This is a genomic window from Bifidobacterium intestinale (genome assembly GCF_023656765.1).
GTDB lineage: Bacteria > Actinomycetota > Actinomycetes > Actinomycetales > Bifidobacteriaceae > Bifidobacterium > Bifidobacterium hominis.
Genome location: NZ_JAMOKR010000002.1, coordinates 124,713 through 148,533 on the forward strand (window position 1 = coordinate 124,713; position 23,821 = coordinate 148,533).

At 57.3% G+C, this 23,821-nt stretch carries 21 protein-coding genes; 17 read left to right on the forward strand and 4 right to left on the reverse strand.

Translation table 11 applies throughout. From position 1 onward, the window contains the following. Positions 1 to 147: 147 nt before the first annotated feature. The 10 genes from NBH13_RS03285 to NBH13_RS03330 all read left to right on the forward strand — a co-directional run bounded on the left by NBH13_RS03285 (position 148) and on the right by NBH13_RS03330 (position 11,342). Positions 148 to 1,281, forward strand: coding sequence for a 3-deoxy-7-phosphoheptulonate synthase (locus tag NBH13_RS03285; RefSeq protein ID WP_250778971.1), 1,134 nt, complete (start codon positions 148 to 150; stop codon positions 1,279 to 1,281). 145 nt (positions 1,282 to 1,426) lie between these two features. Beyond that, positions 1,427 to 2,611 (forward strand): 3-deoxy-7-phosphoheptulonate synthase, encoded by a 1,185-nt coding sequence (locus tag NBH13_RS03290; RefSeq protein ID WP_144170917.1) that lies wholly within the window; start codon positions 1,427 to 1,429, stop codon positions 2,609 to 2,611. A gap of 60 nt (positions 2,612 to 2,671) precedes the next feature. Further along, on the forward strand, positions 2,672 to 3,379 hold the full coding sequence (gene mtnN / locus NBH13_RS03295; RefSeq protein ID WP_099570990.1) for a 5'-methylthioadenosine/S-adenosylhomocysteine nucleosidase: 708 nt from the start codon (positions 2,672 to 2,674) through the stop codon (positions 3,377 to 3,379). A 182-nt stretch (positions 3,380 to 3,561) separates the two neighbouring features. Next, entirely contained in the window at positions 3,562 to 4,908 is a 1,347-nt protein-coding gene (locus NBH13_RS03300; protein ID WP_099570989.1) for a sensor histidine kinase, read from the forward strand. An 82-nt stretch (positions 4,909 to 4,990) separates the two neighbouring features. Then, positions 4,991 to 5,695 (forward strand): response regulator transcription factor, encoded by a 705-nt coding sequence (locus NBH13_RS03305; RefSeq protein WP_099570988.1) that lies wholly within the window; start codon positions 4,991 to 4,993, stop codon positions 5,693 to 5,695. A gap of 322 nt (positions 5,696 to 6,017) precedes the next feature. Further along, positions 6,018 to 7,148, forward strand: coding sequence for a phosphate ABC transporter substrate-binding protein PstS (gene pstS, locus NBH13_RS03310; protein ID WP_099570987.1), 1,131 nt, complete (start codon positions 6,018 to 6,020; stop codon positions 7,146 to 7,148). A gap of 200 nt (positions 7,149 to 7,348) precedes the next feature. After that, entirely contained in the window at positions 7,349 to 8,302 is a 954-nt protein-coding gene (pstC, locus tag NBH13_RS03315; RefSeq protein ID WP_144165138.1) for a phosphate ABC transporter permease subunit PstC, read from the forward strand. Further along, positions 8,302 to 9,297 (forward strand): phosphate ABC transporter permease PstA, encoded by a 996-nt coding sequence (gene pstA / locus NBH13_RS03320; RefSeq protein ID WP_186290995.1) that lies wholly within the window; start codon positions 8,302 to 8,304, stop codon positions 9,295 to 9,297. The genes pstC and pstA overlap by 1 nt, the downstream gene beginning before the upstream one ends. 41 nt (positions 9,298 to 9,338) lie before the next feature. Continuing rightward, positions 9,339 to 10,118 carry a phosphate ABC transporter ATP-binding protein PstB gene (pstB, locus tag NBH13_RS03325; protein WP_003836065.1) on the forward strand — a complete coding sequence of 260 codons (780 nt, stop codon included), beginning with the start codon at positions 9,339 to 9,341 and terminating at the stop codon, positions 10,116 to 10,118. Positions 10,119 to 10,448: 330 nt separating this feature from the next. After that, entirely contained in the window at positions 10,449 to 11,342 is an 894-nt protein-coding gene (locus NBH13_RS03330; protein ID WP_250778973.1) for a metal ABC transporter solute-binding protein, Zn/Mn family, read from the forward strand. Between the two features lie 131 nt (positions 11,343 to 11,473). Here NBH13_RS03330 and NBH13_RS03335 read toward each other — a convergent pair whose 3' ends face one another. Further along, on the reverse strand, positions 11,474 to 12,862 hold the full coding sequence (locus NBH13_RS03335) for an NCS2 family permease (RefSeq protein ID WP_099570984.1): 1,389 nt from the start codon (positions 12,860 to 12,862) through the stop codon (positions 11,474 to 11,476). Positions 12,863 to 13,264: 402 nt separating this feature from the next. Here NBH13_RS03335 and rplJ point away from each other — a divergent pair, with 402 nt between their 5' ends. From rplJ to NBH13_RS03360, 5 genes are all read left to right on the forward strand, one after another. Continuing rightward, positions 13,265 to 13,786, forward strand: a complete 522-nt coding sequence (gene rplJ / locus NBH13_RS03340) for a 50S ribosomal protein L10 (RefSeq protein ID WP_099570983.1) — start codon at positions 13,265 to 13,267, stop codon at positions 13,784 to 13,786. Between the two features lie 113 nt (positions 13,787 to 13,899). Beyond that, entirely contained in the window at positions 13,900 to 14,280 is a 381-nt protein-coding gene (rplL, locus tag NBH13_RS03345; protein WP_003836061.1) for a 50S ribosomal protein L7/L12, read from the forward strand. A gap of 263 nt (positions 14,281 to 14,543) precedes the next feature. Beyond that, positions 14,544 to 15,965 carry an FHA domain-containing protein gene (locus NBH13_RS03350; RefSeq protein ID WP_442861939.1) on the forward strand — a complete coding sequence of 474 codons (1,422 nt, stop codon included), beginning with the start codon at positions 14,544 to 14,546 and terminating at the stop codon, positions 15,963 to 15,965. 8 nt (positions 15,966 to 15,973) lie between these two features. Then, positions 15,974 to 19,594, forward strand: coding sequence for a helicase (locus tag NBH13_RS03355; RefSeq protein WP_099570982.1), 3,621 nt, complete (start codon positions 15,974 to 15,976; stop codon positions 19,592 to 19,594). Between the two features lie 74 nt (positions 19,595 to 19,668). Continuing rightward, positions 19,669 to 19,872: a hypothetical protein gene (locus NBH13_RS03360; protein ID WP_180753364.1), complete on the forward strand. Its 204-nt coding sequence runs from the start codon at positions 19,669 to 19,671 to the stop codon at positions 19,870 to 19,872. A gap of 28 nt (positions 19,873 to 19,900) precedes the next feature. Here NBH13_RS03360 and NBH13_RS03365 read toward each other — a convergent pair whose 3' ends face one another. From NBH13_RS03365 to NBH13_RS03375, 3 genes are all read right to left on the reverse strand, one after another. After that, complete coding sequence (locus NBH13_RS03365; RefSeq protein ID WP_099570981.1) at positions 19,901 to 20,590, reverse strand: SAF domain-containing protein; 690 nt, start codon at positions 20,588 to 20,590, stop codon at positions 19,901 to 19,903. Between the two features lie 139 nt (positions 20,591 to 20,729). Further along, positions 20,730 to 20,912, reverse strand: a complete 183-nt coding sequence (locus NBH13_RS03370; protein WP_099570980.1) for an FmdB family zinc ribbon protein — start codon at positions 20,910 to 20,912, stop codon at positions 20,730 to 20,732. A gap of 97 nt (positions 20,913 to 21,009) precedes the next feature. Further along, positions 21,010 to 21,672: a 5-formyltetrahydrofolate cyclo-ligase gene (locus tag NBH13_RS03375; protein ID WP_180753662.1), complete on the reverse strand. Its 663-nt coding sequence runs from the start codon at positions 21,670 to 21,672 to the stop codon at positions 21,010 to 21,012. 94 nt (positions 21,673 to 21,766) lie between these two features. Here NBH13_RS03375 and NBH13_RS03380 point away from each other — a divergent pair, with 94 nt between their 5' ends. Both NBH13_RS03380 and NBH13_RS03385 read left to right on the forward strand, forming a co-directional pair. Beyond that, positions 21,767 to 22,390 (forward strand): GNAT family N-acetyltransferase, encoded by a 624-nt coding sequence (locus NBH13_RS03380; protein ID WP_099571171.1) that lies wholly within the window; start codon positions 21,767 to 21,769, stop codon positions 22,388 to 22,390. Positions 22,391 to 22,491: 101 nt separating this feature from the next. Next, the gene (locus tag NBH13_RS03385) at positions 22,492 to 23,691 is read left to right on the forward strand and encodes a hypothetical protein (protein WP_099570979.1); all 1,200 of its coding nucleotides are present in this window, start codon (positions 22,492 to 22,494) and stop codon (positions 23,689 to 23,691) included. The last annotated feature ends 130 nt before the right edge of the window (positions 23,692 to 23,821 follow it).

Below are 23,821 nucleotides of genomic sequence, written 5' to 3' on the forward strand. Positions count from 1 at the left end.
GCCGACTGCATGGGACTTCGCAAAAAGTCCAGCATGCAGTCGGCATTCGTGTTATTCCACCTTTATCCGTTAAGGTAACTTCGGTGATTATCATCCATGCACAGTATGCATGAAACAGGTATGCAGGCATAAGGAGGAGCAGAAGAGATGTCAGGTCTTCGCGGTCCAGATAGTTCGAGGGATGCACAATTGTTGGATAACGCTGTGTTTCCGGAGACCGTGGATGTCAATATTCGACAGTTGGACCCGATTCCTGCTCCTCGATATTTTCTAAAGGAAATCCCGCTTACCGACGAGATGAGCGATCTGGTGTTGAAGTCCCGTCAGGAAATTCGCGATGTGCTGAACGGCAAAGACGATCGTCTGCTCGTCATCGTCGGTCCCTGCTCGATTCATGATCCGAAAGCCGCGCACGAATACGCCGCAAAGCTCGCGGCCGTCAAAAAAGAGCTGGAAGACCAGCTGGCCATCGTGATGCGCGTGTATTTCGAAAAGCCGCGCACCACCATCGGGTGGAAGGGACTGATCAACGATCCTGATCTCGACGGCCAGTTCAACATTCGCAAGGGCATGTGGCTTGCACGCAAGGTGCTGGCCGATGTGCTGAGCCTTGGACTCCCGGCAGCCACGGAATGGCTGGACCCGATCACCCCGCAGTACATCTGCGACCTGATCAGCTGGGGTGCGATCGGCGCTCGCAACACCGAAAGCCAAGTGCATCGCGAGCTCGCGTCGGGCATGTCGATGCCAATCGGCTTCAAGAACGCCACCGACGGTTCGATCAAGCCGGCAGCCGACTCCTGCTTCGCGGCCGCCTTCGAGCATCATTTCCTGTCCATCAATCTTGACGGACGTGTGATTTCCGCCGAAACCAAGGGCAATCCCGATTGCCACCTGGTGTTGCGCGGCTCCTCGCACGGCCCGAACTACGATACCGAATCCGTGGCGAAGGCGTTGGCCGATCTGAAGGTTTCCAAGGCGTCCGGCCCGAGCGAACACGGTCTTGTCATCGACGCGGCGCACGGCAACTGCGGCAAGGACGAAGTGCGCGAAGCTGAAGTGATCGAAAACATCGCCTCCCGCATCGCAGCAGGCGAACAGGGCATCAGCGGCATCATGATGGAAAGCTTCCTGAAAGCCGGCAATCAGAAGCCCGCTCCGCTCGACCAGCTCGAGTACGGCAAATCCATCACCGACGCCTGCGTGCCGTGGGAACGTACCGAACAGTTGCTGCGAACGCTTGCCGAAGCGGTCGAAAGCCGCCGCAAGCTTGCCGAATAATCGCGAATAAGCGTAAATAATCGTAAATAGAAAACCGTGCAAAAACCGCGTAATCTGCGTGATCGCACGGTTTTTGCATTGTGATTGCTATTCTTGGGAAAGATAGTGATTTGGAAAGATAGTGATTTCCAAGGAGAGCAGTGAGATGCAGCAGCAGCTGAACACGCCTGAAGAGCTTCGTGCCATCCGTCAGGCCATGGATGAAGGTAAGAATCCGCTGGTGGTTACGGATGTGCCACGATGGGAAGATCAGGTTGGCATCAGCCGCATTGTAAACCGCCGAGTGCTTGAATTTGAGGTGCTTCCCACACCGGCGCAAGTGTTGGGCGATCTGCCGCTCAGCGATCAGGCTCAGGAAATCGTCGCCTATTCTCGAGATGAGATTCGCGCCTGCCTATATGGTCAGGATGATCGATTGCTGGTGATTGTAGGCCCATGTTCCGTGCATGATCCTGCGGCAGCGCTCGACTACGCCCGTCGTTTGGCCGCGTTGAAAGACGAGTTGGGCGGCGAATTGCTGATTGTGATGCGCGTGTATTTCGAAAAGCCGCGTACCACAGTCGGTTGGAAGGGCCTGATTAACGATCCCGACATCGACGGCAGCTGCAATATCAAGAAAGGCTTGCTGTTGGCCCGCCGTACACTGCTTGGCGTATTGGACGCCGGTTTGGCTACGGCCACGGAATTCCTGGAACCAACCAGCCCGCAGTACATTTCCGATGCGGTCAGCTGGGGTGCGATCGGCGCTCGCAACACCGAAAGCCAAGTGCACCGTCAGCTCGCTTCGGGCATGTCGATGCCGATTGGCTTCAAGAACGCCACCGATGGTTCCATCAAAGCGCCGACCGATTCATGTTTTGCTTCGGCTCAACAGCACACGTTCTTCGGTGTCGATCACATGGGTCGCGCGGCCGTGGTCAAAACGCTCGGCAACCCCGACTGCCATGTGGTGTTGCGTGGTTCGAGCAGCGGCCCGAACTATGACTCCGAATCCGTGGCGAACGCCATGAAGCTGATCCGTGAGGAAATGCCAGCTGAATCCGCGGCCGCGCACGGCCTGATCGTGGACTGTTCGCATGGCAATTCCGGCAAAGACGAGCATCGTCAGGCCGAAGTGGTGCGCAATATCGCAAGTCGCATCGCCGACGGTGAAGAAGGCATCGCCGGCATCATGATGGAAAGCTTCATCGAAGGTGGCAGCCAAAAACCGGCGCCGCTTGCCGAACTGACTTACGGTCAATCCATCACCGACAAATGCTTGAGCTGGCAGACCACGGAACAGCTGCTGCGCGAACTTGCGCAAGCCGTGGGCAAGCGCCGCTGGAAGTGAGCGAAGCAAAAATAAGCGAAATCGAGCGAAAAGCGTGAAGCAATCGAAAGGAACGGACGTATGAGCACAATCGCCATCATCGGCGCCATGGACGAGGAAGTTGCCAATATCGCATCCGCATTGAGCGACATCACCGTAACGGAGGAAGCCGGCGTCAGTGTGACGCGCGGCGCCATCGAAACCAACAAGGGCACGCGCGTCAACGTTGCGGCAACGGTTGGCGGCATGGGCACCGTCAATATCGCCGCCACTACGCAGCATCTCATCGACGCAGACCAGCCTGACGCCGTGATCTTCTCCGGCATTGCAGGCAATCTCAACACGCATTTGCACATCAACGACGTGGTGCTTGGTGGTACGCTGCGCTACCTCGACACTGACATGCGTCTCGTCGGCCAATGGAAGCCAGGCACTGCGGATCAGCCGGTGGAGGAATTCCACTCCGACGGCCGTCTGATTGAAGTCGCCGATAAAGTGCTGACCGATCTGAATGTGCATCACATTACCGGCATCATCGCCACCGGCAACTATTTCGTGGATGATCCGAAGAAAGTGGAGCTGGTGATTCGCGAAACCGGTGCGGACGCGGTTGAAATGGAAGGCGCTGCAGTGGCGCATGTCGCGGCACGCAATGACCTGCCCGTGCTGGTCATTCGCGCGTTGAGCGACAATGCCGACACGGATTACGTGGAATTCAAGGAATTCGACATTTCAGAATATGCCGACACTGCGGCGAAAATCGCAGTGAACATCGTCAAGCGCATGTAGTCGCAACACGGCCCGTCCAGCGCGTCGACTGCTGGACGGGCCGTCTCATATTTCGATATGGCGAATCTCATGAAAGTGAACTGCAGGGAAACTTCCGATGGCGTAAGGGAATCACGTACGGAAATCGCTTTTCGGAACCGCTACTGTTGAAGAAGAATGACGGATTATCGGAAGGTTAACGTATGACGCTGGAGCACGTGGCGATGGCGATTGTGGTTGTCGCCGTCGCTGTGGTCGCCTTTCTGCTGGGGCGTGCCCGGGGCGTGCAGCTCAGGGAGGATGAGATCGATCCGAACGATCCAAGCCTGTTCGGCGCGCAGAAAAACATGTCGCTGTTCGGTCCGCGCGTGCCTGTGCAGTCCACGGAACGTCAGCTTATTGCCGTCATGCCGGAGGCGTTGATCGTCGTCGATTCGCTGGCATCGGTCAAATATGTGTCCCCGGGCGCGCAATGTTTCGGCATTGTTGAAGACCGTGCGGTGACGCTTGCCGAAATCCGCGATATTCTGCGATTGGTGTCGACCGACAGCGTGGTGCGTGAGCGTGAATTGTCGATTCCGTTGGATCGCGCCGCCCGTGCGGCCGCGAAGAACACCGACGGCAAGGGCATTGAGGCAGGCAAGTTCCGTCCTTCCGACACGCTGTATCTGCATGTGCGCGTCGGTCAGATTTCCGATGATCTGTTTGCGATTTTCATTTCCGACATGAGCGAGCAGCGTCGTTTCGAAATCATGCGTCGTGATTTCGTGACGAACGTTTCGCATGAATTGAAAACCCCGGCAGGTGCGATTTCCCTGCTTGCCGAAACGATTGGCGATGCTGCAGATGATCCCGATATGGTGAAGTATTTCGCTGGTCGTGTGTCCAAGGAATCCGAACGATTGACGGAATTGGTGCATCGCTTGATCGACTTGCAGAAGGCGCAAAGCGCGGCTGCGGTGCTGAATGCGGAACGGCTTTCCGTGCTTGCGTTGGTACGCGAGGCGATCGTCGAAAACCAAGTGAAGGCCGAATCGAAGCATATCAATCTGGTGCTTTCGTTGAATGGCAAGCAGAAGCTGGTGCACGTCGAGGGTGCCGTAAACGCTGTCGATGAGGATGATGTGTTCATCAACGCCGACCATGAAACCATCAAAACCGCGGTGAAGAATCTGGTGGAGAACGCCGTCAACTATTCTCCGGACCACACTACCGTCGCGGTCGGTGTCGGCAGTGGCGATGGCAAGGTCGCAATTCGTGTCGTCGATCAGGGCATCGGCATTCCGGAATCCTCGCTGGACCGTATTTTCGAGCGATTCTACCGTGTCGATCCCGCGCGCTCCCGCGAAACAGGGGGTACAGGATTGGGTTTGGCCATCACCAAACATTGCGTGCAGGATTGCGGAGGCACTATCGCCGTGTGGTCGCGTGAGGGTGAAGGTTCGACCTTCACCATCACCTTGCCCCAGGCACAATCGGAGCAAGACGAGAAATCTGCGAAATCTGAAACCGCGGAAATTAGTGAATCAGAGCAGCTTCCAATCGAATAATTCAAGAAAAACGAATAATTCAAGAAAATAACCAAATCAGTCAACGTTCCAATCAACAAGAGCACACAGAGGAGAAGCATTGATGACGCGCATTCTGATCGTCGAGGACGAGGAATCGTATCGAGAGCCGCTGGTTTACCAGCTCACCCGCGAAGGGTACGACGTGTCCGCCGCGGCCACCGGTGAGGAAGGACTGGAACTTTTCACCAAAGGCGGCATCGATCTGGTGCTGCTCGATCTGATGCTGCCCGGGCTCGACGGCACCGCGCTATGCCGCAGAATTCGTGAACAAAGCCGTGTGCCGATCATCATGCTCACCGCGAAAAGCGCGGAAATCGACAAGGTGGTCGGTTTGGAAATCGGTGCGGACGACTACATCACCAAGCCGTACTCATTCCGCGAGCTGCTGGCGCGGGTGCGTGCGGTGCTGAGACGTAACCAGATGGTGGCCGACGCGACGGAAACCTCCGATGGCGATATTCCGTTGATCTGCGGCGACATTTCCATGAAGATCGGCCAGCATGAGGTGATGGTGCGCGGAGAGAACGTGTTCTTCCCGCTGAAGGAATTCGAGCTTCTCGAATATCTCATGCAGAACAAGGGACGTGTGATGACCCGCCACCAGCTGATCGACCGCATTTGGGGGTCCGATTACGTTGGCGATACCAAGACGTTGGATGTGCACGTCAAGCGTGTCCGCTCCAAAATCGAGGAGGATCCGGCGCATCCGAAATATCTGACCACCGTGCGTGGTTTGGGCTACAAAATCGACGTTCCTGCGGAATAAAGCGAAAATATCGCGATGGCTGAAAATATATATTATAAAATGCTGCGATTCCAGTAATCATCGCAAATTGCCGAAGTATTGATTATCGATTAATAACTGAATGTAAGACCGTGGTATCACGGTAGTCGCCGAAGATCGGTGAATGGAAATGACGAAAACGTCCGAAGTGTCGTAGAGTGTTCATCTTCCGTTCACCGATTTTGGTTATGCAGGCCCCAAACCACCAATAGGCTTGACATTGTCATGAAGAACGATGGCGACAACAGAACATGAAATATCAGAAACATGCGCCATCAGAAGGTTGACAGAGGGAAAAAGAATAATGCGTAATTCCATTCTCGTACGCTCCATTGCAGCTGTGTCCGGCATTGTGATGCTGGCTTCCGTCGCGGCTTGCGGCGACAACACTGCTTCCACCACTGATTCTTCAGCCAGTACCAACACCAAGACCACCGAGACCGTGTCCGGCAACTTCTCCGGCGCTGGAGCTTCCTCCCAGCAGGCTGCTGTGGAAGCTTGGATCGCCGGCTTCCAGGGCACCAACCCGGATGCCAAGGTCGCTTACAACCCGTCTGGTTCCGGCGCTGGCGTTTCCACCTTCCTGACCGGCGCCACCGCATGGGCCGGCTCCGATGCCTCCCTGTCCGATGACGAGGTCGAGCAGTCCAAGAGCGTGTGCGCTTCCGGCAACGCCTTCGACATCCCGGTCTACATCTCCCCGATCGCAGTGGTCTTCAACCTCAACGGCATCTCCGGCAAGGGCAAGACCCTGAACATGGACGCCGACACCATCGCCAAGATCTTCGACGGCAAGATCACCAAGTGGAACGATGACGCCATCAAGCAGCAGAACCCGAAGGTTGACCTGCCTGATCTCGACATCACCGTGGTGCACCGCTCCGACAAGTCCGGCACCACCAAGAACTTCCTGAGCTACGTCAAGGATGCCGCTGGCGACGCTTGGAGCTATGAGCCCGGCGAGAACTGGCCGAACGAGGTTGGTCAGGGCGCCAAGGGCACCTCCGGCGTGATCTCCACCGTGCAGCAGGCTGACGGCACCATCGGCTACGCCGACGCTTCCCAGGCTGGCGAGCTCGGCACCGTTGCAGTGAAGGTCGGCAACGATTACGTGCCGTTCTCCGCTGAAGCCGCCGCCAAGGTCGTGGACGCCTCCCCGCTCGACGAATCCGCCACCGGTGACAACCGTGTAGTCGTCAAGCTCGACCACAACACCACCGAGGCCGGCGCCTACCCGATCGTGCTTGTCTCCTACGACATCGCCTGCCCGGCATACAAGGATGCCAACACCGCCAAGTTCGTCAAGTCCTGGCTCACCTACGTGGTCAGCGACGAAGGCCAGAAGACCGCTGCTTCCGCAGCAGGCTCCGCCCCGCTGTCCGACACCATGCGCCAGAAGGTCCTCAAGTCCATCGACGCCATCGAAACCAAGTGAGCTTTGATACAGTAAGCGATAAGCTCTCGGTGAACGGCAACTGACCGTCTGTTTCAGGCCGCAGCCGCAACATGAAAGCGGGTGCGGCCTGAAACGGTACCTGTAGATGAAACGGAAATCGTAACCATCGAACGTCATCATCGCCAGTCATCGAACGTCATCGTAGACCTGTTCAAGCAATCGCAAGTTAAGGAGAACCCGTGAGTTCGCAAAGCAAAACGGCACAGCAGCCGGTAAGCGGCAAAAACGCGGACAAGGTGTTCAAGGGCGTGGCCTACGCCTGCGGCATCCTGATCCTCGTGGTGCTCGCCGCCGTCGCGCTGTTCCTGCTGTTCCGCGCATGGCCGTTGATCGGCGGCGATCAGCAGGCCAATAGCGAAACCATCAGCAACTTCACCGGCGGCAAGGCCTCCAGCTTCTGGAGCTACGTCGGACCGTTGCTGTTCGGCACCGTGCTGATCTCCGCGCTGGCACTGTTGATTTCCTTCTTCGTGTCGGTCGGCATCGCACTGTTCATCTCGCACTACGCGCCGAAGAAGCTCGCCACCGCCTTGAGCTATGTGGTCGATCTGCTTGCCGCAATCCCGTCCGTTATCTACGGTCTGTGGGGCGGCTTGGTGCTGGTGCCCGCCATCTACCCGTTCTGGAATTGGGTGGCCAAGTATCTTGGCTGGATTCCGCTGTTCGCAGGTCCTGCCGCCAATCCTTCCCGTACCGTCGCCACCGTGGCCGTGGTGCTCGCAGTCATGATTCTGCCGATCATCACCTCCATGTCTCGCGATATCTTCCTGCAGACCCCGCGCCTTCAGGAAGAGGCCGCGCTCGCATTGGGTGCCACTCGTTGGGAAATGGTCAAGCTCGCGGTGCTGCCGTTCGGCAAGTCTGGTGTGGTGTCCGCTTCGATGTTGGGCTTGGGCCGTGCTCTTGGCGAAACTATGGCCGTGCTCATGATCCTGTCTCCGGGCCTCAACTACTCCATCAAGCTGCTGCAGGCCTCGCAGAACCAGACGATCGCAGCCAACATCGCCGCGCAGTATCCGGAAGCCAACAATCTCGGCGTGTCCGTGCTGATCGGCACCGGCCTGGTGCTGTTCCTCATTACTTTCGTGGTGAATTTCATCGCCCGTAAGCTTACCGAGAAAGCGAGTGTGTGATGACCGCAGTGAATGACAACGCTTCTCCGATGGACGGTGCCCCCGTCATCGATTTCGACAAGTTCAAGCCGACCCGTTCCTTTACCGCTGCACGTAAGCGTAAGGATCTCGCGATGCGCGTGCTGATCGCGCTTGCGTTCATTGTGGCGCTGATTCCGCTGTTCTCGGTGCTGATCACCACCATAATCAACGGTGTCAAGAGGCTGAATCTCAACTTCCTGAGCTATAACATGACCGGCGTGGTCGGCGGCAATCCGACACCGTCCGGTGGTTACGGCGGTATTCAGCACGCCATCATCGGTACGTTGGAAATCACGTTCGGTGCTATGGTCATTTCCATTCCGATCGGTCTGATGTGCGCCGTGTACCTGGTTGAATATTCCAACCGTGGCAAGTTGGCTCGCGTCATCACACTGCTGGTCGACGTGATGAGCGGTATTCCGTCCATCGTCGCCGGTTTGTTCGCGTTCTCGATGTTCGTGATTCTGATTGGACCTGGCACCATCAACGGTTTCGAAGGTTCCGTGGCATTGTCGTTGCTGATGCTGCCGACCGTGGTCAAGTCTTCCGAGGAAATGCTGAAGATCGTACCTCACGATTTGCGTGAAGCGTCGTACGCTTTGGGTGTTACCAAGCAGCGCACGATTACGAAGATCGTGTTGCGTACCGCTTTGCCGGGCATTGTTTCGGGTGCGATTCTCGCCGTCGCCCGTGTGATTGGTGAGACCGCTCCGTTGCTGATGACCGCAGGCTATATCGCTTCCACGAATGTCAACCTCTTCTCCGGCCAGATGACCACCCTTCCGGTGTACGTCTACCAGGAGTACTCCAAGCTCAACGCGAACTGCCCGGCTTCGGCCGACGCTTCTTGCGTGACCACCATCCCGATGGAACGCGCATGGGCTGCGGCTCTCGTGCTGATCCTCATCGTGCTTATCCTCAACCTTATCGGTCGACTCGTGGCGAAGATCTTCGCAGTCAAGTCGGAACGATGAGCGGTAGTCTTACATACAGAAACAACATATAAGGAACCAAAATGGGACAACGTATTGATGTCAATCATCTGAACATCTACTACGGCGACTTCCTGGCCGTTGAAGATGTGAACATCAACATCGAAGCCAACAAGGTCACCGCTTTCATCGGACCTTCCGGCTGTGGCAAGTCCACGGTGCTGCGCACGCTCGACCGTATGCACGAGATCATTCCGGGCGCCCACTGCGAAGGCGAGGTGCTGCTGGAAGGCAAGAACCTGTACGACAAGGACATCGACCCGGTTGCCGTGCGCCGCGATGTCGGCATGGTGTTCCAGCGCGCGAACCCGTTCCCGACCATGTCCATCCGCGAGAACGTGCTCGCCGGCGTGAAGCTCAACAACCGTAAGATTTCGAAGTCCGATGCGGACGATCTGGTCGAGTGGGCTCTGCGTGGCGCCAACCTGTGGAACGAGGTCAAGGATCGTCTTGATAATCCGGGCATCGGCCTTTCCGGTGGCCAGCAGCAGCGTCTGTGCATCGCCCGCGCCGTGGCCGTGCACCCGCAGGTGCTGCTGATGGACGAGCCGTGCTCCGCTCTTGACCCGATTTCGACGCTGGCTGTCGAGGATCTGATCAACGAGCTGAAGAACGACTACACCATCGTGATCGTGACGCACAACATGCAGCAGGCTGCTCGTATTGCCGATTACACCGCCTTCTTCAACCTGAAAGCCGTCGGCCAGCCGGGTCACCTCGAGTATTTCACCGACACGACCACCATGTTCAATAACCCCCAGAACGAAGAAGCCGAGCGTTACGTATCGGGACGCTTTGGCTGATCGGCAAAGCCGATCTGCCAAAGCGTAGCGTCGGTCCAGTGGACCGACGCAAGCGAGCTTTAGCGAGCCAGCGGATTGTGCTTCGCTTTGCGAAGCTCCTTAATTGCACGCGGCTGATCGGCAGATCATCTCTTACTCCCGCTTGCGGGGAATTGTCGTACGAATGTGCGGTCGAAAGCGGTTACTTCGCTAACCATTTCGATTCCGTTCGTGGCGGCCGTTCCCTGAGCGGGAGTTTTTGTATGTGATGCTTGATCACGACACGCCCTATTGATAATGATTCTCAATTTAGGTTATGATGGCGTTGTATCACGTTAGGGAGGATCTATCATGCACCGTATTGCGAGAATTGCGATTGCCGCACTTGCTTCTGTAGGAATGCTTGCGTCGGTTGCTGCGTGCGGAAGAGGCCAATTAACATCCGAAAAAAACGGAACCATCGAAGTGGTCGCTTCCGTGAATCAGTGGGGTACCGTGGCGAAAACCCTGGGCGGAGACAACGTCAACGTAACCAGCATCATCAATTCCACTAATGTGGATGCGCATGATTATGAGCCGACAACGTCGGATATTGCCAAACTGCAGAAAGCGCAAGTCATCATCGTCAATGGAGCCGGATACGACGCGTGGGCGGTCAAAGCGGCGCAATCCGCCAAAGCCACTGTCGTCAATGCCGCTGAAGTCGGTGGTGTGAAGGATGGAGACAATCCGCATATATGGTTCTCCGCCGACGTGCGCAAAGCCATGGCGCAAGCAATCACCGACGCCTATGCGAAGGCCGATTCCGCAAAAAAGAGCGATTTCGACAAGCTGAACGATCAATGGATGACGGAGGAAGGTAACGTCGAAGGCAAAATCGCCGAAGTGAAACAGAAATCGGATGGATTGGCGTACGCGGCAACGGAATCCGTGGCAAGCTATCTGGCGGAAGACATGGGTCTGGCCGACGCAACGCCAAGTGGGTACGCGCAAGCCACCGCGAACGAAAGCGAGCCGACACCAACGGATATCAAACAGTTCACCGATGCGCTGAAGGCGGGTGAAATCAAGCTTTTGGTCGTCAATACTCAGGAGGAAAGCGAGTTGACGGGCAAAATCACGAATGCCGCGAAATCCGCAAACGTGCCAATGGTTAATCTGACCGAGCAAATGCCGGAACAATACGATTCCTTGACGGCCTGGATGGAAGGTCTGGTTGACGCCTTCTCGAAAGCCATCGCATAAGCCGGTTCACTAAAAAGCAGTACGAAAACAAGCGATACAACAATAGGGGCGACTCCGCAGTGAAAGCGGAATCGCCCCTATCGTATTTTCAAATCAGTTGTTTAAATACCGATTTGAGCTGGCGTTCGAAACTACAGGATCGCGGTGATGACGAAGTCCAGAATGAACAGCAGCGACACGATCCAGATCACCGGATGCACTTCCTTGGCCTTGCCCTTGCAGGTCTTGATCAGGCAGTAGGTGATGAAGCCGCCGGCGATGCCGTAGGAGATGGAGTAGCTGAACGCCATGAACACGGAGGCGAAGAACGCCGGGACGGCCTCGGAGATATCGCTCCAGTCGATTTCCTTCAGCGAGGATGCCATCATGCAACCCACCACCACGAGCACGCCTGCGGTTGCGGCGGATGGAATGGCGGAGATGACCGGGGAGAGGAAGGCCGACAGGGCGAAGCAGATGGCCACGATCACGGAGGTCAGGCCGGTGCGGCCGCCGGCTGCGATACCTGCGGAGGATTCCACATACGTGGTGGTATTGGAGGTGCCGCAGATGGCGCCGATGGAAGTTGCGATCGAATCGGCGAACAGCGCCTTGTCCATCTTGGAGGAGAAGCCGGAACCATTTTCGAGGGCTTCCTCGTCTTCCGCGGAGAAGATGCCGGTGCGGCGGCCGGTGCCGATGAACGTGCCGATGGTGTCGAAGGTGTCAGACATGGAGAATGCGAAGATCGTCAGCAGAATGATCGGCAGCTTCGACACGTCGGAGAACAGAGCGGGGAAGCCCTCGGCGCTGAAGATCGCACCAAAAGTCTGCGGCAGCTGGGCGAAGGTGTCGCCGATGGAGATGGAGTTGGCCATGGTGGTCTGACCCATCGGAATGCCGACGATGGCGGTGACCGCGATGGCGATCAGCATGCCGCCGCGCACCTTGAGCACGGTGAGAATGATGGCGAGGAACAAGCCGATGATGAACAGCCAGATGGTCGGATTGTTCATGACAGCAAGGCCCGGGGTCGCCTGCACGGTGTCGCCGTTCTTGGCGTCGGCCTTGGTGGTGAAGGTGAAGAAGCCGACGTTCAGGAAGCCGACATAGGCCACGAACAGGCCGATGCCGCCGCCGATGGCGTTCTGCAGCACTTCCGGAATGGCCTGGATGATGATCTTACGAATCTTGGTGACGGTGATCAGAATGTTGATCAGGCCGCACAGGAACACCATGCACAGGGTCTGCTGCCAGGTGAAGCCGAGACCGAAGCAAACGGTGTAGGTGAAGAACGCGTTGAGGCCCATGCCGGCGGCCTGAGCGTACGGAACGTTGGCGAACAGGCCCATGACGAGCGTGCCCGCAATGGCTGCGATGATGGTTGCGAGGAACACGCCACCCCACGGCATACCGGTCTGCGACAGGATCTGCGGGTTGACGATGATGATATATGACATTGCGAAGAACGTGGTCAGACCGGCCATGACCTCAGTGGACACGGTGGTGCCGTTCTCCTTCAGATGGAAGAATTTTTCCATTTTCTCTATCTCTATCTCTTGGGTTGGTAGGAACGTTCCGGCTGGTGCGCGGCGCGTTCCGGCGAGAATTGCGACTCGCCTCATGGAATCGTGGGATTCCAAACAAGGCCTAACCGTAACACCTGAGTAAGTCATGAGGATTCGTGAAGTGCGACACGCCCGAATGATCGTAAGTCCAAGCATGGCCGTAGGTTATTCGTCTGTAAACCACAGACCGTTGGTTGGGGCGCATAAGCGCTCACGAAGTTTGGTTCGCCAAGCCAACGCAGGTTGAAGAACATACGCCCACCAAGGGCTTTCCGCTTAGCGGTCGAATGTTGCTCTGCCTGCGTGCAGGGCTTTTTTATTGCCCGGCGAAACGTTCCTGCTTCACAGTCAATGGTTGACTAAGGAAGGAACGCCATGAAGAGGCCCGAAAAGGAAGCGGTGGTCGCCCAGCTTACGGATAAGTTCCGTGAAGCTGACGCTATCTACCTGACCGAGTACCGCGGGCTTACCGTTCCGCAGATCTCTGAACTGCGCGAAAAGCTAGGCCGCGATACTTCCTACACTGTGGCTAAGAACACGCTGGTCCGCATCGCAGCCAAGGAAGCTGGCATCGAAGGTCTCGATGAGATCCTCGCCGGCCCGACCGCTGTAACCTTCGTGAAGGGTGACTTCATCGAAGCTGCGAAGACCCTGCGTGACTTCGCCAAGACCAATAAGGCACTGATCATCAAGGGCGGCTTTGCTGATGGCACCGTCTACGATGCTGAAGGCGCCAAGAAGCTGGCAGACCTCAAGTCTCGCCCGCAGCTGCTCGCCGAGTTCGCCGGCGACATCAAGGCTACGATGTCCAAGGCCGCGTACCTGTTCAACGCTCTGCCGACCAAGGCTGTGCGTACGATCGATGCGCTCCGCGAGAAGCAGGAAAAGGCCGCCTGATTTCATTGCGGTTAGCCGCGTGGATGATAGTGACCATAAAAGAAAAAAATAATTGTTTTAGGTGGCGGTCACCTCTTCAATCAAACCGTCGCCAAGAATGAAAGGAAGCCATTATGGCTAAGTACACCAACGATGAGCTGCTCGAAGCTTTCGGTGAGATGACCCTGGTTGAGCTCTCCGAGTTCGTCAAGGCTTTCGAAGAGAAGTTCGACGTCGAGGCTGCCGCTCCGGCTGCTGTCGCCGTTGCCGCTCCGGGCGCTGCTGCTCCGGCTGAGGAAGAGAAGGACGAGTTCGACGTCATCCTCTCCGCCGTTGGCGACAAGAAGATCCAGGTCATCAAGGCCGTCCGCGCTATCACCTCCCTGGGTCTGGCTGAGGCCAAGGCTCTGGTCGACGGCGCTCCGAAGGCTGTCCTGGAGAAGGCCAAGAAGGAAGACGCTGAGAAGGCTAAGTCCCAGCTCGAAGAAGCCGGCGCTACCGTCGAGCTCAAGTGATTCGCGCGGCTTGAAGCCGCATATCACGATTTTGAGTAGAAACCCCGTTCGCCACAAGGCGGCGGGGTTTCCGCATATTCACGGGATTTTCTTTCGCTGACAATCCAATAAAACCCGATTTGAGCGTGAACGCTTCCATATCGTGCCATACAATGGGGGAAATAGGCGAAAGTTGTCAATTAATCGCGTCATAATCCCGAAATACGTGGCAAGGCATGACACAATGGCAAAGAGTGTTGTGTGTGAAAGGAAGGCCGACAACGGTGAGCGAAGATCAACGAACGGCGCAGCAGTGGACCGTCAAGGTTGATGGAACCGAACTCAAGAAGCTGGGCAGCGGCGAAAGCGTGGAAATCGGCCGCAAGCCGTTACGCCCTCTGGTGGATGATGGATTCGCGCGCCTCGACATTATGGATGCAAACAAATCCATGTCGAAACGGCATGCCATTTTTTCAGTCGATGCGCAGGGCAATGCTTCCGTGCGCGATCTCAAGTCGACCAATGGTTCGTTCGTGGTGGCCGATAATGGTCAATTGATGCGTCTGCCGGCGGATGAAGATTTCAGACTGCCGTTCGCGCCGATGACGCTGCAGTTCGGCGACGTGCGCGTCACCTTCGAGCACGGCAGCGAGCACGCCGTTCCCGAAACCGAAAACAATGCGTCCGCTCCGGTCTCCAACCTGTTCTCCTACGCGGTGTCCGACGAGGTGCCGCAGGAGCCTGATGCGGCGGATATGTCAGTCGATGATATTCTCAACCTGCGTGCCGGCGAGCCGACCGCATTGTTCAACGCGCGTAATGTTGCCAATCGCGTCAATTTCATGCAACGTGCCGAGCATCAGTCTTTTGCTCCCGTACGTTCCAACGAGCCAGATTATGGAGATCTGCCATCCGTTTCGCTGGTGCAGCATAACGTGGTCGCAGACAATACTCCGCGCGACCTGTTCGCGGATGCCGTGGCGGAACAGCATGCCGCGGAAGAGGCCGCCAAGAAGAACGCTGCGGAAAACGAAAATGAAGCGAATCAGCCGGAATTCGTGCAGGAAACCGCATTGCCGACTCGAACCGCAACAGGCAACGAAACCGAGCATGACACGATTCCCGTGAGCAAGCTGTTCAGCGCGCGTCCAAGCAAGCCGATTATCGTGGCGTTGCCGGCTGAAGAAAACAATATGCCGGAACATATGCCGGAACAACAGACGGAGACATCGCACGAGCAGTCCAACGACGAAATAGTGGAACAGGCTGCCACGGTTGCGCAACAGACAAACGAAACTCCAAGCCAGGAGGAAACAGCGCCGCAGCAGGCCGATGATGAGCGTTTCAGACCACATGCTGCACAATCGCAGGTTGCGGATGAACCGTCGCCGGACGAAACCAGCGTGTTCAAGCCCACTTTCGAACCCGGATCAGTGTTCGACCGTGTTTCCAAGGGCGAGCTCGCCAAGCAGGAGCAGACCATCGAAGTTGACGGGATGACTTCGGACGATGCCAAGCGCACCGACGATTTCACCGTGCAGTTCGAGATGGCGCGTCATCCGGAACTGCTGCCATTCCTTGCCATGAACCCGTCGCTGTATGACGATCTGTATGCATGGCTGGGCGCATTGGGTAATACAGACATCGACGCGGCCCTGTCACATAATCCGGGGTATGCGGAATACCGTAAAGCGGTAGGGAAGTGAGCCAACACATGAGCGAAAGCAATGAGAACGTCACTGAGCTGGATCGTATTCGTGGGTGGCGTGAGAAGTACCGTCTTGGCCTATCGCCGTCGCCGCTTGAGGATGTGACGCAGCTGAGCGCCCAGCTTGATATGACGCACGCGCACCCGTCCGGCATCGCACAGCTGTTCGCCAGCGGGCATGTTCAGCTCAATTCCTTGTTCCGTGACAACGGCATGTTGCGCGCCGCTGGTCGTCGCGTGGAACGTGTGCTTGACGACCGTGAGGCGAAAAGCCGCGTCAGCGGCGTGGGTGAATTGTCTTTGGTAGTCGGCGTGGCCATCTGGAAGGGCAATCAGATGCCGGTGCTCATGTACCCGGTCGAAGTGCGCAAAGAGGGCCGCAATATCGAAAACGGCACGGTGATCGCATTCACAGGGCGTGTGCGTCTGAACGCGGCTTTCGCGGCCGTGCTGCGTGAGAACAACGTCGTATTGGATGAGGCCAAGCTGTTTGACGGTTCGAACTATGAGAGCGGCACGCCAGAGACGTCCGCGGTGTTCGCGGCCATTACGGATCGTGCGGCCAACGCGTTCCCCGATTTCGAGATTGAACGGCACATTATTCTCGGGTGCTTTATGGATCCGGCGTCGCAGATGCTGGTGGAAAGCCAGAAGATCATCGATCAGTTGGCTCAAGGCCCGACCGGCAATACCGCTTTGGACGCTTTGGCTGGAGACAGGGCCGCCGCGGAAGCATTGGAGGGGGCTGAGATTCCGGAATACAGTCCGTTCGATGCCGATCCGCATGGCGAGTATGAGGTCGGCGATATCGACAATACCGTCCGATACGCTTCGCAGCTTGCGTCCGCGGGCCATTCGCTGTTTGTGGATAGCCCGATTGCCAACAATACCGCCGAGCAGGCTGCCGCGATCGCGTCCCGTTGCGTGATGAACGGACGTTCCGTGCTTTATGTGCCGTGCGTGACCGATCAGAAACGTCGATTTGTGCAGTCCGTTGCCGCGAATGAGATGAGCGGACAGTTGTTGGATATCGCCGATGATGGTGCCAATGCGGCGATTGATCGTCAGTTGATTGCCGCGGTCGGCTTCCAATCGGGTGTTGCTTCGTCCCGTTTTGATCAGATTGCCGATGAATTGGTTGGTGTGCGCTCCCGTTTGACCCGTTATCTGGGTGATCTTCACGGCGTGAGCCCGGAGTGGGGCGTATCCGCCTACCAGACGATTCAGAATCTCGCGCAGATCGCGGCGCTACCCACCCATCCGACCACGCACGTGCGTTTGAGCAAGCAGACCGCGCATTCCATTGCAGACAAGATCGAGGATTGGGCTGCGAAACTGCAGCGTGCGGGTGAACTTGGAGAATACACCATCACGGAGAACGATACCGCATGGTACAAGGCTTCGCTGTATTCCGAAGAGGAAGCGGTGAGCGCATACCAGCGTGTGGTCGAACTGTTGCGCAAGGTGCTGCCCGCCACCCGTGAGCAGGTGGCCAGCACGGTGCAGACCTGCGGATTCCCGATTCCAACGACCGCGCAGGAGTGGGGCCGTCAGGTCATGGTGCTGAAGAACCTGCGACGAGTGCTTGACGTATTTCAGCCGGAAATCTTCGAACGTGACATCGCATCCATGATCGAGGCGACCAAGCCGAAGGCCGAACGCAAGGCCGAAGGCAGTTCCATGGGATTCTGGGAGCGTCGCCGCCACATCAAGGAAGCCAAGGGCATGCTGCGCGTCGGCGCACAGGTGGAGAACCTGCACGAGGCGTTGCTTGTGGTATCCAAGCAGGCCGATCAGTGGCATATGTTCGTGCCTCATGGCGGTTGGCCAGTACTGCCCGCCAAGCTGGACGATATCATCGAAACGCAAGAGAATCTCAATCGTGACATGACCGCGTTGAATGCGGTGCTTGCCACAACCCCGCAGGGAGGCAATCTCGAAACCGTTGATTTCAACCAGGTCGAAGAGCGTTTGAAGGCCCTGTATGACGACAAGCAGGCGCTCGACAATCTGCCGGAGCGCGCTCGCTTGGAACGTGACTTCCACTCGGTCGGTCTTGACGAGCTGGTTGAGGATCTGAACAATCGTGGTATTCCCAACGATGCCGTTGCAGGAGAACTGCAGTTGGCATGGTGGACCACGGCGTTCGAGGATATTGTGAAATCCTCCGCCATCATCTCCAACCAAGATGGTTCGGCATTGCAGAGCGCTGCGGAACGCTTTGCCCAAGTCGACGTGGAGCACGTGCGTTCGGTCGGGCCGATGGTGGCGCAGGAATCCATGCGTCGCCTATGCGACATGCTGTTCTCGCGTACGCAGGAAGCCAATCTGCTGCATACCATGCTTGCCGGCTCCCGTAATGTTTCGTTGAATCGCCTGCACAAGGAGCATCCGCAGATTCTCGCAGCGGCGAAACCGATTCTTGTTGCGACGCCCGCCACGCTAGCGGCGATTACCGATCCGGCGCCGTTGGCTGACGTCGTCATCATCGATGCGGCCTCGCATATCCAGTCCATCGAATTGCTGAGCATCATTAGCCGTGCCAAGCAGGTGGTGGTGATCGCACATCGTGAAACGGTCACATCCGATGGTCTGAAGCGTCTTATTGCGCTGCTGCCGAGCGTGAAAATCGCCAATCGTCCTGTTCGACGCGCTCCGAAACTCAATGCGTTCCTGGAATCGGAAGGCTACGGTTCCGTACCTTTCGACGTGGCAAAAGAAGGCGCACAAGGCGAGATCGCCTACCATTTCGTGGCTGACGCCAACGGTGTGCCGGTCATCACTTCGGGGTTGGTGGAAAGCAGCCAGCAGGAGATCGACGAGGTGATCAGGCTGATCACCAAGCGTGCCGCCGGTTTTACCATTGTGCCCGCATCATACATGCTTACAGTGGTGACGCTTACGCATACGTTCCGCACCCGACTGGGGGCAGAGCTCAAGGCCATCGCCAACAAGAACAAGGCCATGGGCATGTTCCTTCGCCATGTGCGCATCGTGGACATTTCCGACGTGGCCGGTGCGCATGCCACTGACGCGATTCTTGCGATGTGCTATGCGAAAACCTCCCATGGGCGACTGCTGCAGCAGTTCGGAGCGTTGGAATCCGAAGGCGGGCGAGGCATGTTGTTGGACGCATTGGCCGTGCCGGACCGCCATCTTGACATCGTGTCCGCGTTCTCGTCGTCCGACATGGACGACGAACGTCTGCACCAGGCCGGTCCGAAGATGCTGAAGACCGTGCTTCGTTGGGCGGAGCAGCTTGATGACAGCGTGGTGCGTCCCGCCGTCAAGATGACCGGCTCGAACGTGCTTCTCAACGATCTTGCCGATCGCATTCGAGCCCGTGGACTGAATGTGGCCGTCGATTATGGTTTCGACAATGGATCCAAGCTGCCGCTAGTGGTCGGTCTGAACGACAAGCCGTTCGCGTTGGCGGTGCTCACCGACGACGCGCAATTCATGGGATTGCAGTCCACCAGGGAACGTCACCGCGTGCTTTTGCAGAACATCGAATCGCTTGGCTGGTCCGTTATGACCGTGTGGAGCGTCGGCGCGTTCGTGAATCCAGACAAGGAAGTGGACCGCATCGTGGCACGCTTGAGCGACCTGTATCAGGAGGTCAGATGATCGTCCAGATGAGCGTCGACGAGCATTCTCCGCAGGAGTCTTCCCAGGAAACCGACCAGTCTGCCGTTCGCGTGGTGTCCGGCTATTGCGCCACTCGCCGAACGGCACGCAAGCACAAGCGTGTGGTCCGCCAGGGCACGGAGCTGTTCGATGCGGACGGCGTTAAGCTCGAACCGTCCGATGTGCTCACCGAACGTCAGCGCAATGCGGACGACGACAAGCGTATTCTGGGCGAATTGCCGCCGCATTGGGGCGTGTTCTCCGAGCGGGGACACTGACATTCGCCTGGGATTCGCCTCGCTGTCATCACGAACTGACGATGGCGATAATCGCGCTGTATTCTTGGGCCTGCAGAACGGTCGCCGCTTCATGAGGAGGCATGGCAAACACCGCAAGGGTGTTGCCGTCCGCATCGCGCGAGGGTTTTGCGGTCAGGATCGCGCCCGAGCATAGTTCGCGCAATGTCACGGCATCCGTATCCGGTGATGTTTCCGGTGTCGCCTCGCCGAATATCGTGGCGCTGGAAAGCGTCACGATATCGCCAAGCGACAGATTGTCGGCGGAACTCGCCAATCGCACTTCGATCGCCGTGTATCCTTCGGGAACAACGGGAGAGGCACGCGCCATGGTCGACGTGACGATGCCGCCTTCCGCAACGTCCACTTGGGCGATTAGCCCGACGGCATCGTCGCAATCCTGGAAAACGTTACGTAAGGCCTCGTCATACGGAAGATCGCGCAATGCGAGCGAATCCGCGGTAATCACGCTGCCTTTCGCAATGGTCTGCGCGGCGATGACAACCGGTTGCGTGGAAATCGTCAATCGCACGCACTGCAGGGCTGCGAACATGGCAAGTCCGGCACAGACCGCGGCGAGCAGCCGGTGCAATCGCGCGTTCCTTCGTCGCCGATAGGGCGCAGTCCGCGTGCCGTCGGTCGTTCGCCTGCCATCCGTGCCCTGCAGACGTTGCAACAAATCATGGAAAAAGGTCACCATGCATGCATGATGACCTTACGAATAGTTGTTGCGCAAGCCGGATCAAGGGTTGTGGTCGGAGGATGTGAGTTATCCACAGGCTTCGGCATGTCGCCTTGTTTTCCAAGGGGTTGAGCTTGTTTGAATTATGTGATTGAGCTCACTTGGATTTATCGGTGCGGTAGAAACCAGATCCCTTGAATTCGATTGGCGGCGCGGAATACACCTTATGGACCTGTTCCTCGCCACATTCGGGGCAGATGGTGATCGGATCGTCGGTGAACGACTGCTGCTCGGTGAAATCGTAGTTGCAGTTCTTGCAACGGTAATGATAAGTAGGCAAAGTATCCTCGCTTCAACCAGATTCTCAAATTTCTTAACGGGACATATCCTAGTACGCTCCCTGAGACGGCCGCATGAACGTCTTATTCACGAATGGTTTATTGGCGAACCTCCGTGAATCCATTCGGCGTAAGTACTCCGTTGACGGGAATGTCGTGCGCCTCATGCGGCACTGGCTCGTCGGTCGGCTCCCAAGGCCAGCAGACCGCCACCACGCGCGCTCCGATTGCACGGTATTCAAGCGCCCGGTCGTACCATCCTCCGCCGCGCCCCAAACGGAATCCCTCATGATCGACGGCAAAAGCGGGAACGATGATCAGTCCAGCGTCTTTCAACGCTTCGGGCCCACATGCGCTGTTGCTGGGTTCCTGCGGACGATGCGTGTTGATGGAGCCGTCGCTGTTGGTCTGATCGTGCAGATCGTGGATGCTGTCAAGCTCGCTCCAACCAATATCCGTGCCTTTTCCAAGCCGTGGAACGAGTATGCGGCAGTTCGAATCGAAAAGCGTCTGCAGCATCGGTGTCATCGACATTTCGCTGCCCATGGATGCGAATGCGGCCACCGTGGTGAATGAATGGATGAGATTCGCCTGCCGTGCCTGTTCGGCCAGTTTTCTGCCGGCTTCCAGCCGTTCCTCAGGGTTCGTCCGTTTTCTTCTTGCGATTGCGGTCTTGCGCCATTGCCTTTTCAGCTCGCGTTGTGCTAAGGCTTCGTCACGCGTGCCGTCGCCTGCGACATCGGTTTGCATATTCGGGGTCATATCGCATGTTCTACCACGGGATGGTTGCGCGAAAACGAAAATGTTATGCGCATGGCAGAATGAAGGCGTGACGATTTTGCAATCTTTGCGCGGCATGATGCGTTCGGAATCCAATACCATCGATGTTCCGCGTTTCATCCAATCGCATGGGCTTCACGTTCCCATAATTCTGCGGCCGCTGACCTTCGACGACTGCGATGAATGGAACGACGTCCGTTGGCGTAATGACGACTGGCTGAAGCCGTGGGAATCCGGAGACCCGTTGCATGGCGCGTCGATGTCGTTCAATGAGTGGGTGCGCGCGATGCGGCGCAACGAGCGAAACGGTACCGGAGTGGTGTTCGCCATCGAGCATCATGGGCGTATCGTCGGCCAGATTTCGTTGGGAGCGATCTGCTATGGCGCCATGCGTACTGGCGTGGTCGGCTACTGGATCGACGAGCGTTGCGCAGGTCGTGGATATGCTCCTATGGCCGTCGCGTTGTTGGCTGATTGGGCGATGTTCGACCCCTCCGGACCGCAATTGCATCGTATGGAAATCGACCTGCTTCCCGAAAACGAGCGTTCCCGCAAGGTCGCGCTCAAGGTGGGAGCATGTTATGAGGGTGTGCGCAAATCGTACATGTTCGTCAACGGGCAATGGCGTGATCATGAATCGTATGCGCTGCTGCCGGAGTGCGCACCAAACGGTTTCACCGCACGGTTGATGGGCGAGTGAGTCGTTGGAGAGGTTCGACACGCACTTTCGACGAACATGTTCGAGACACGCGGGGGCGTGTGCCCCGGAGAATGTCGGAATGTCTCCTATTCTTGTGAGTTATGGGTTATGAATCGTTAAGCACGGTTGTGGTGCTTGCGATTGTGATTATTCTCATGGCTTTCTGGCTGCCCAAACGGACGGTCAAAGGCATGAAGCGGGTAATCGAGCACCGAGAGGACCGCTTTTCGCCGTCGCTGCATCTGGTGGATGCCGACAGTGGAACGCGATTCTCCGATGAGACCGCCGCAAAGGCGAAAGGGGCAATAATGCAGTCCAACGAGACGCATGAGGGCAAGCTGACCGACGAAAGGATTGCGCATGTCCGTGCCCTTCGTCGTGCCGCGATCCGCAGAAGGCGGATTATTGTTGTCTCGATGCTGGTGATCACAATCGCCGTGTTGGTGTGCGCGTTTGTGTTGCATTTCAGTCCGTCGTTCGCTTTGATTCCCGCCGCGTTGCTTGCCGGAGTGCTCGCTTTGGGGGTGAGGGCCGCCAAGCAGGCCGCAGCGTGGGAGCACAAGGTCGCCAAGTATCGTTCCAAGATGAGGAAGCGGGCTATGGCGGAGCGCAAGCGTGCCCAGGAGGAGCAGGCGGAACGTGCTCGTTTGCAGGCGCAGGAGCTTGCTGAAATTCGTAGGATTGCCGAATCTCAAGTGCCGACCGATGTCATGCCGGAAGGTGAGATTCGTCAGGCGATCGATCGTGGCAAGGCCGACCGTGATGCCGCCGTAAGCAAGCGCAAGGAGGAATCCGAAGCGAAATCCGCTGCGGAACCGAACGTTGTGGATGCGCAGGTCGTGTCGGATAAGAAGAACGGTCTGTCCATCCACGATGAGCGTGATGAAATCGCCAAAGCCGAGGGCGCGGATGCATACGATACGGATTCGTCCGCCGTGGCCGGTGCGTCGCAGGATCTGATTTCGTTTTCGCTGGGCGCGCCGCGTAATGGCAATGATATCGCGCCAGCCGCTCCGGAAAGCATGGAGATCAAATCCACCCGTCAGGTGGCCAAGGCTGTGCCTCCGGCTGAGAGTGCGGTTTCCGACAATGTCGAGCCGTTGATTGTGCCTTCCGACGCGATGAGCAGCATGGATGCCGACGAGGCGGCCGCCCGCGTGGAGGCCGGCGTTCATCTGCAGGACGTGGATGCCGTGGGATTCCACGACTCCGAGGTCAGCGCCGACGTTGAGGCTCCCAGCGTCACCTCCGATTCCTTGGGCGTGGGTTTGGCGTCCATCATGGCCCGTCGTGGGGCGTGACGGAGGGAAGCGAACGCGCGAAACGCACGAAACGTGCAAACAAGCGTAAAGAACATCAGCCTGAAACCGTATGGTTTCAGGCTCTTTTCGTAGATTTAGCTCTCGGCGTTAGCACTCGAGTTGGCAGAGT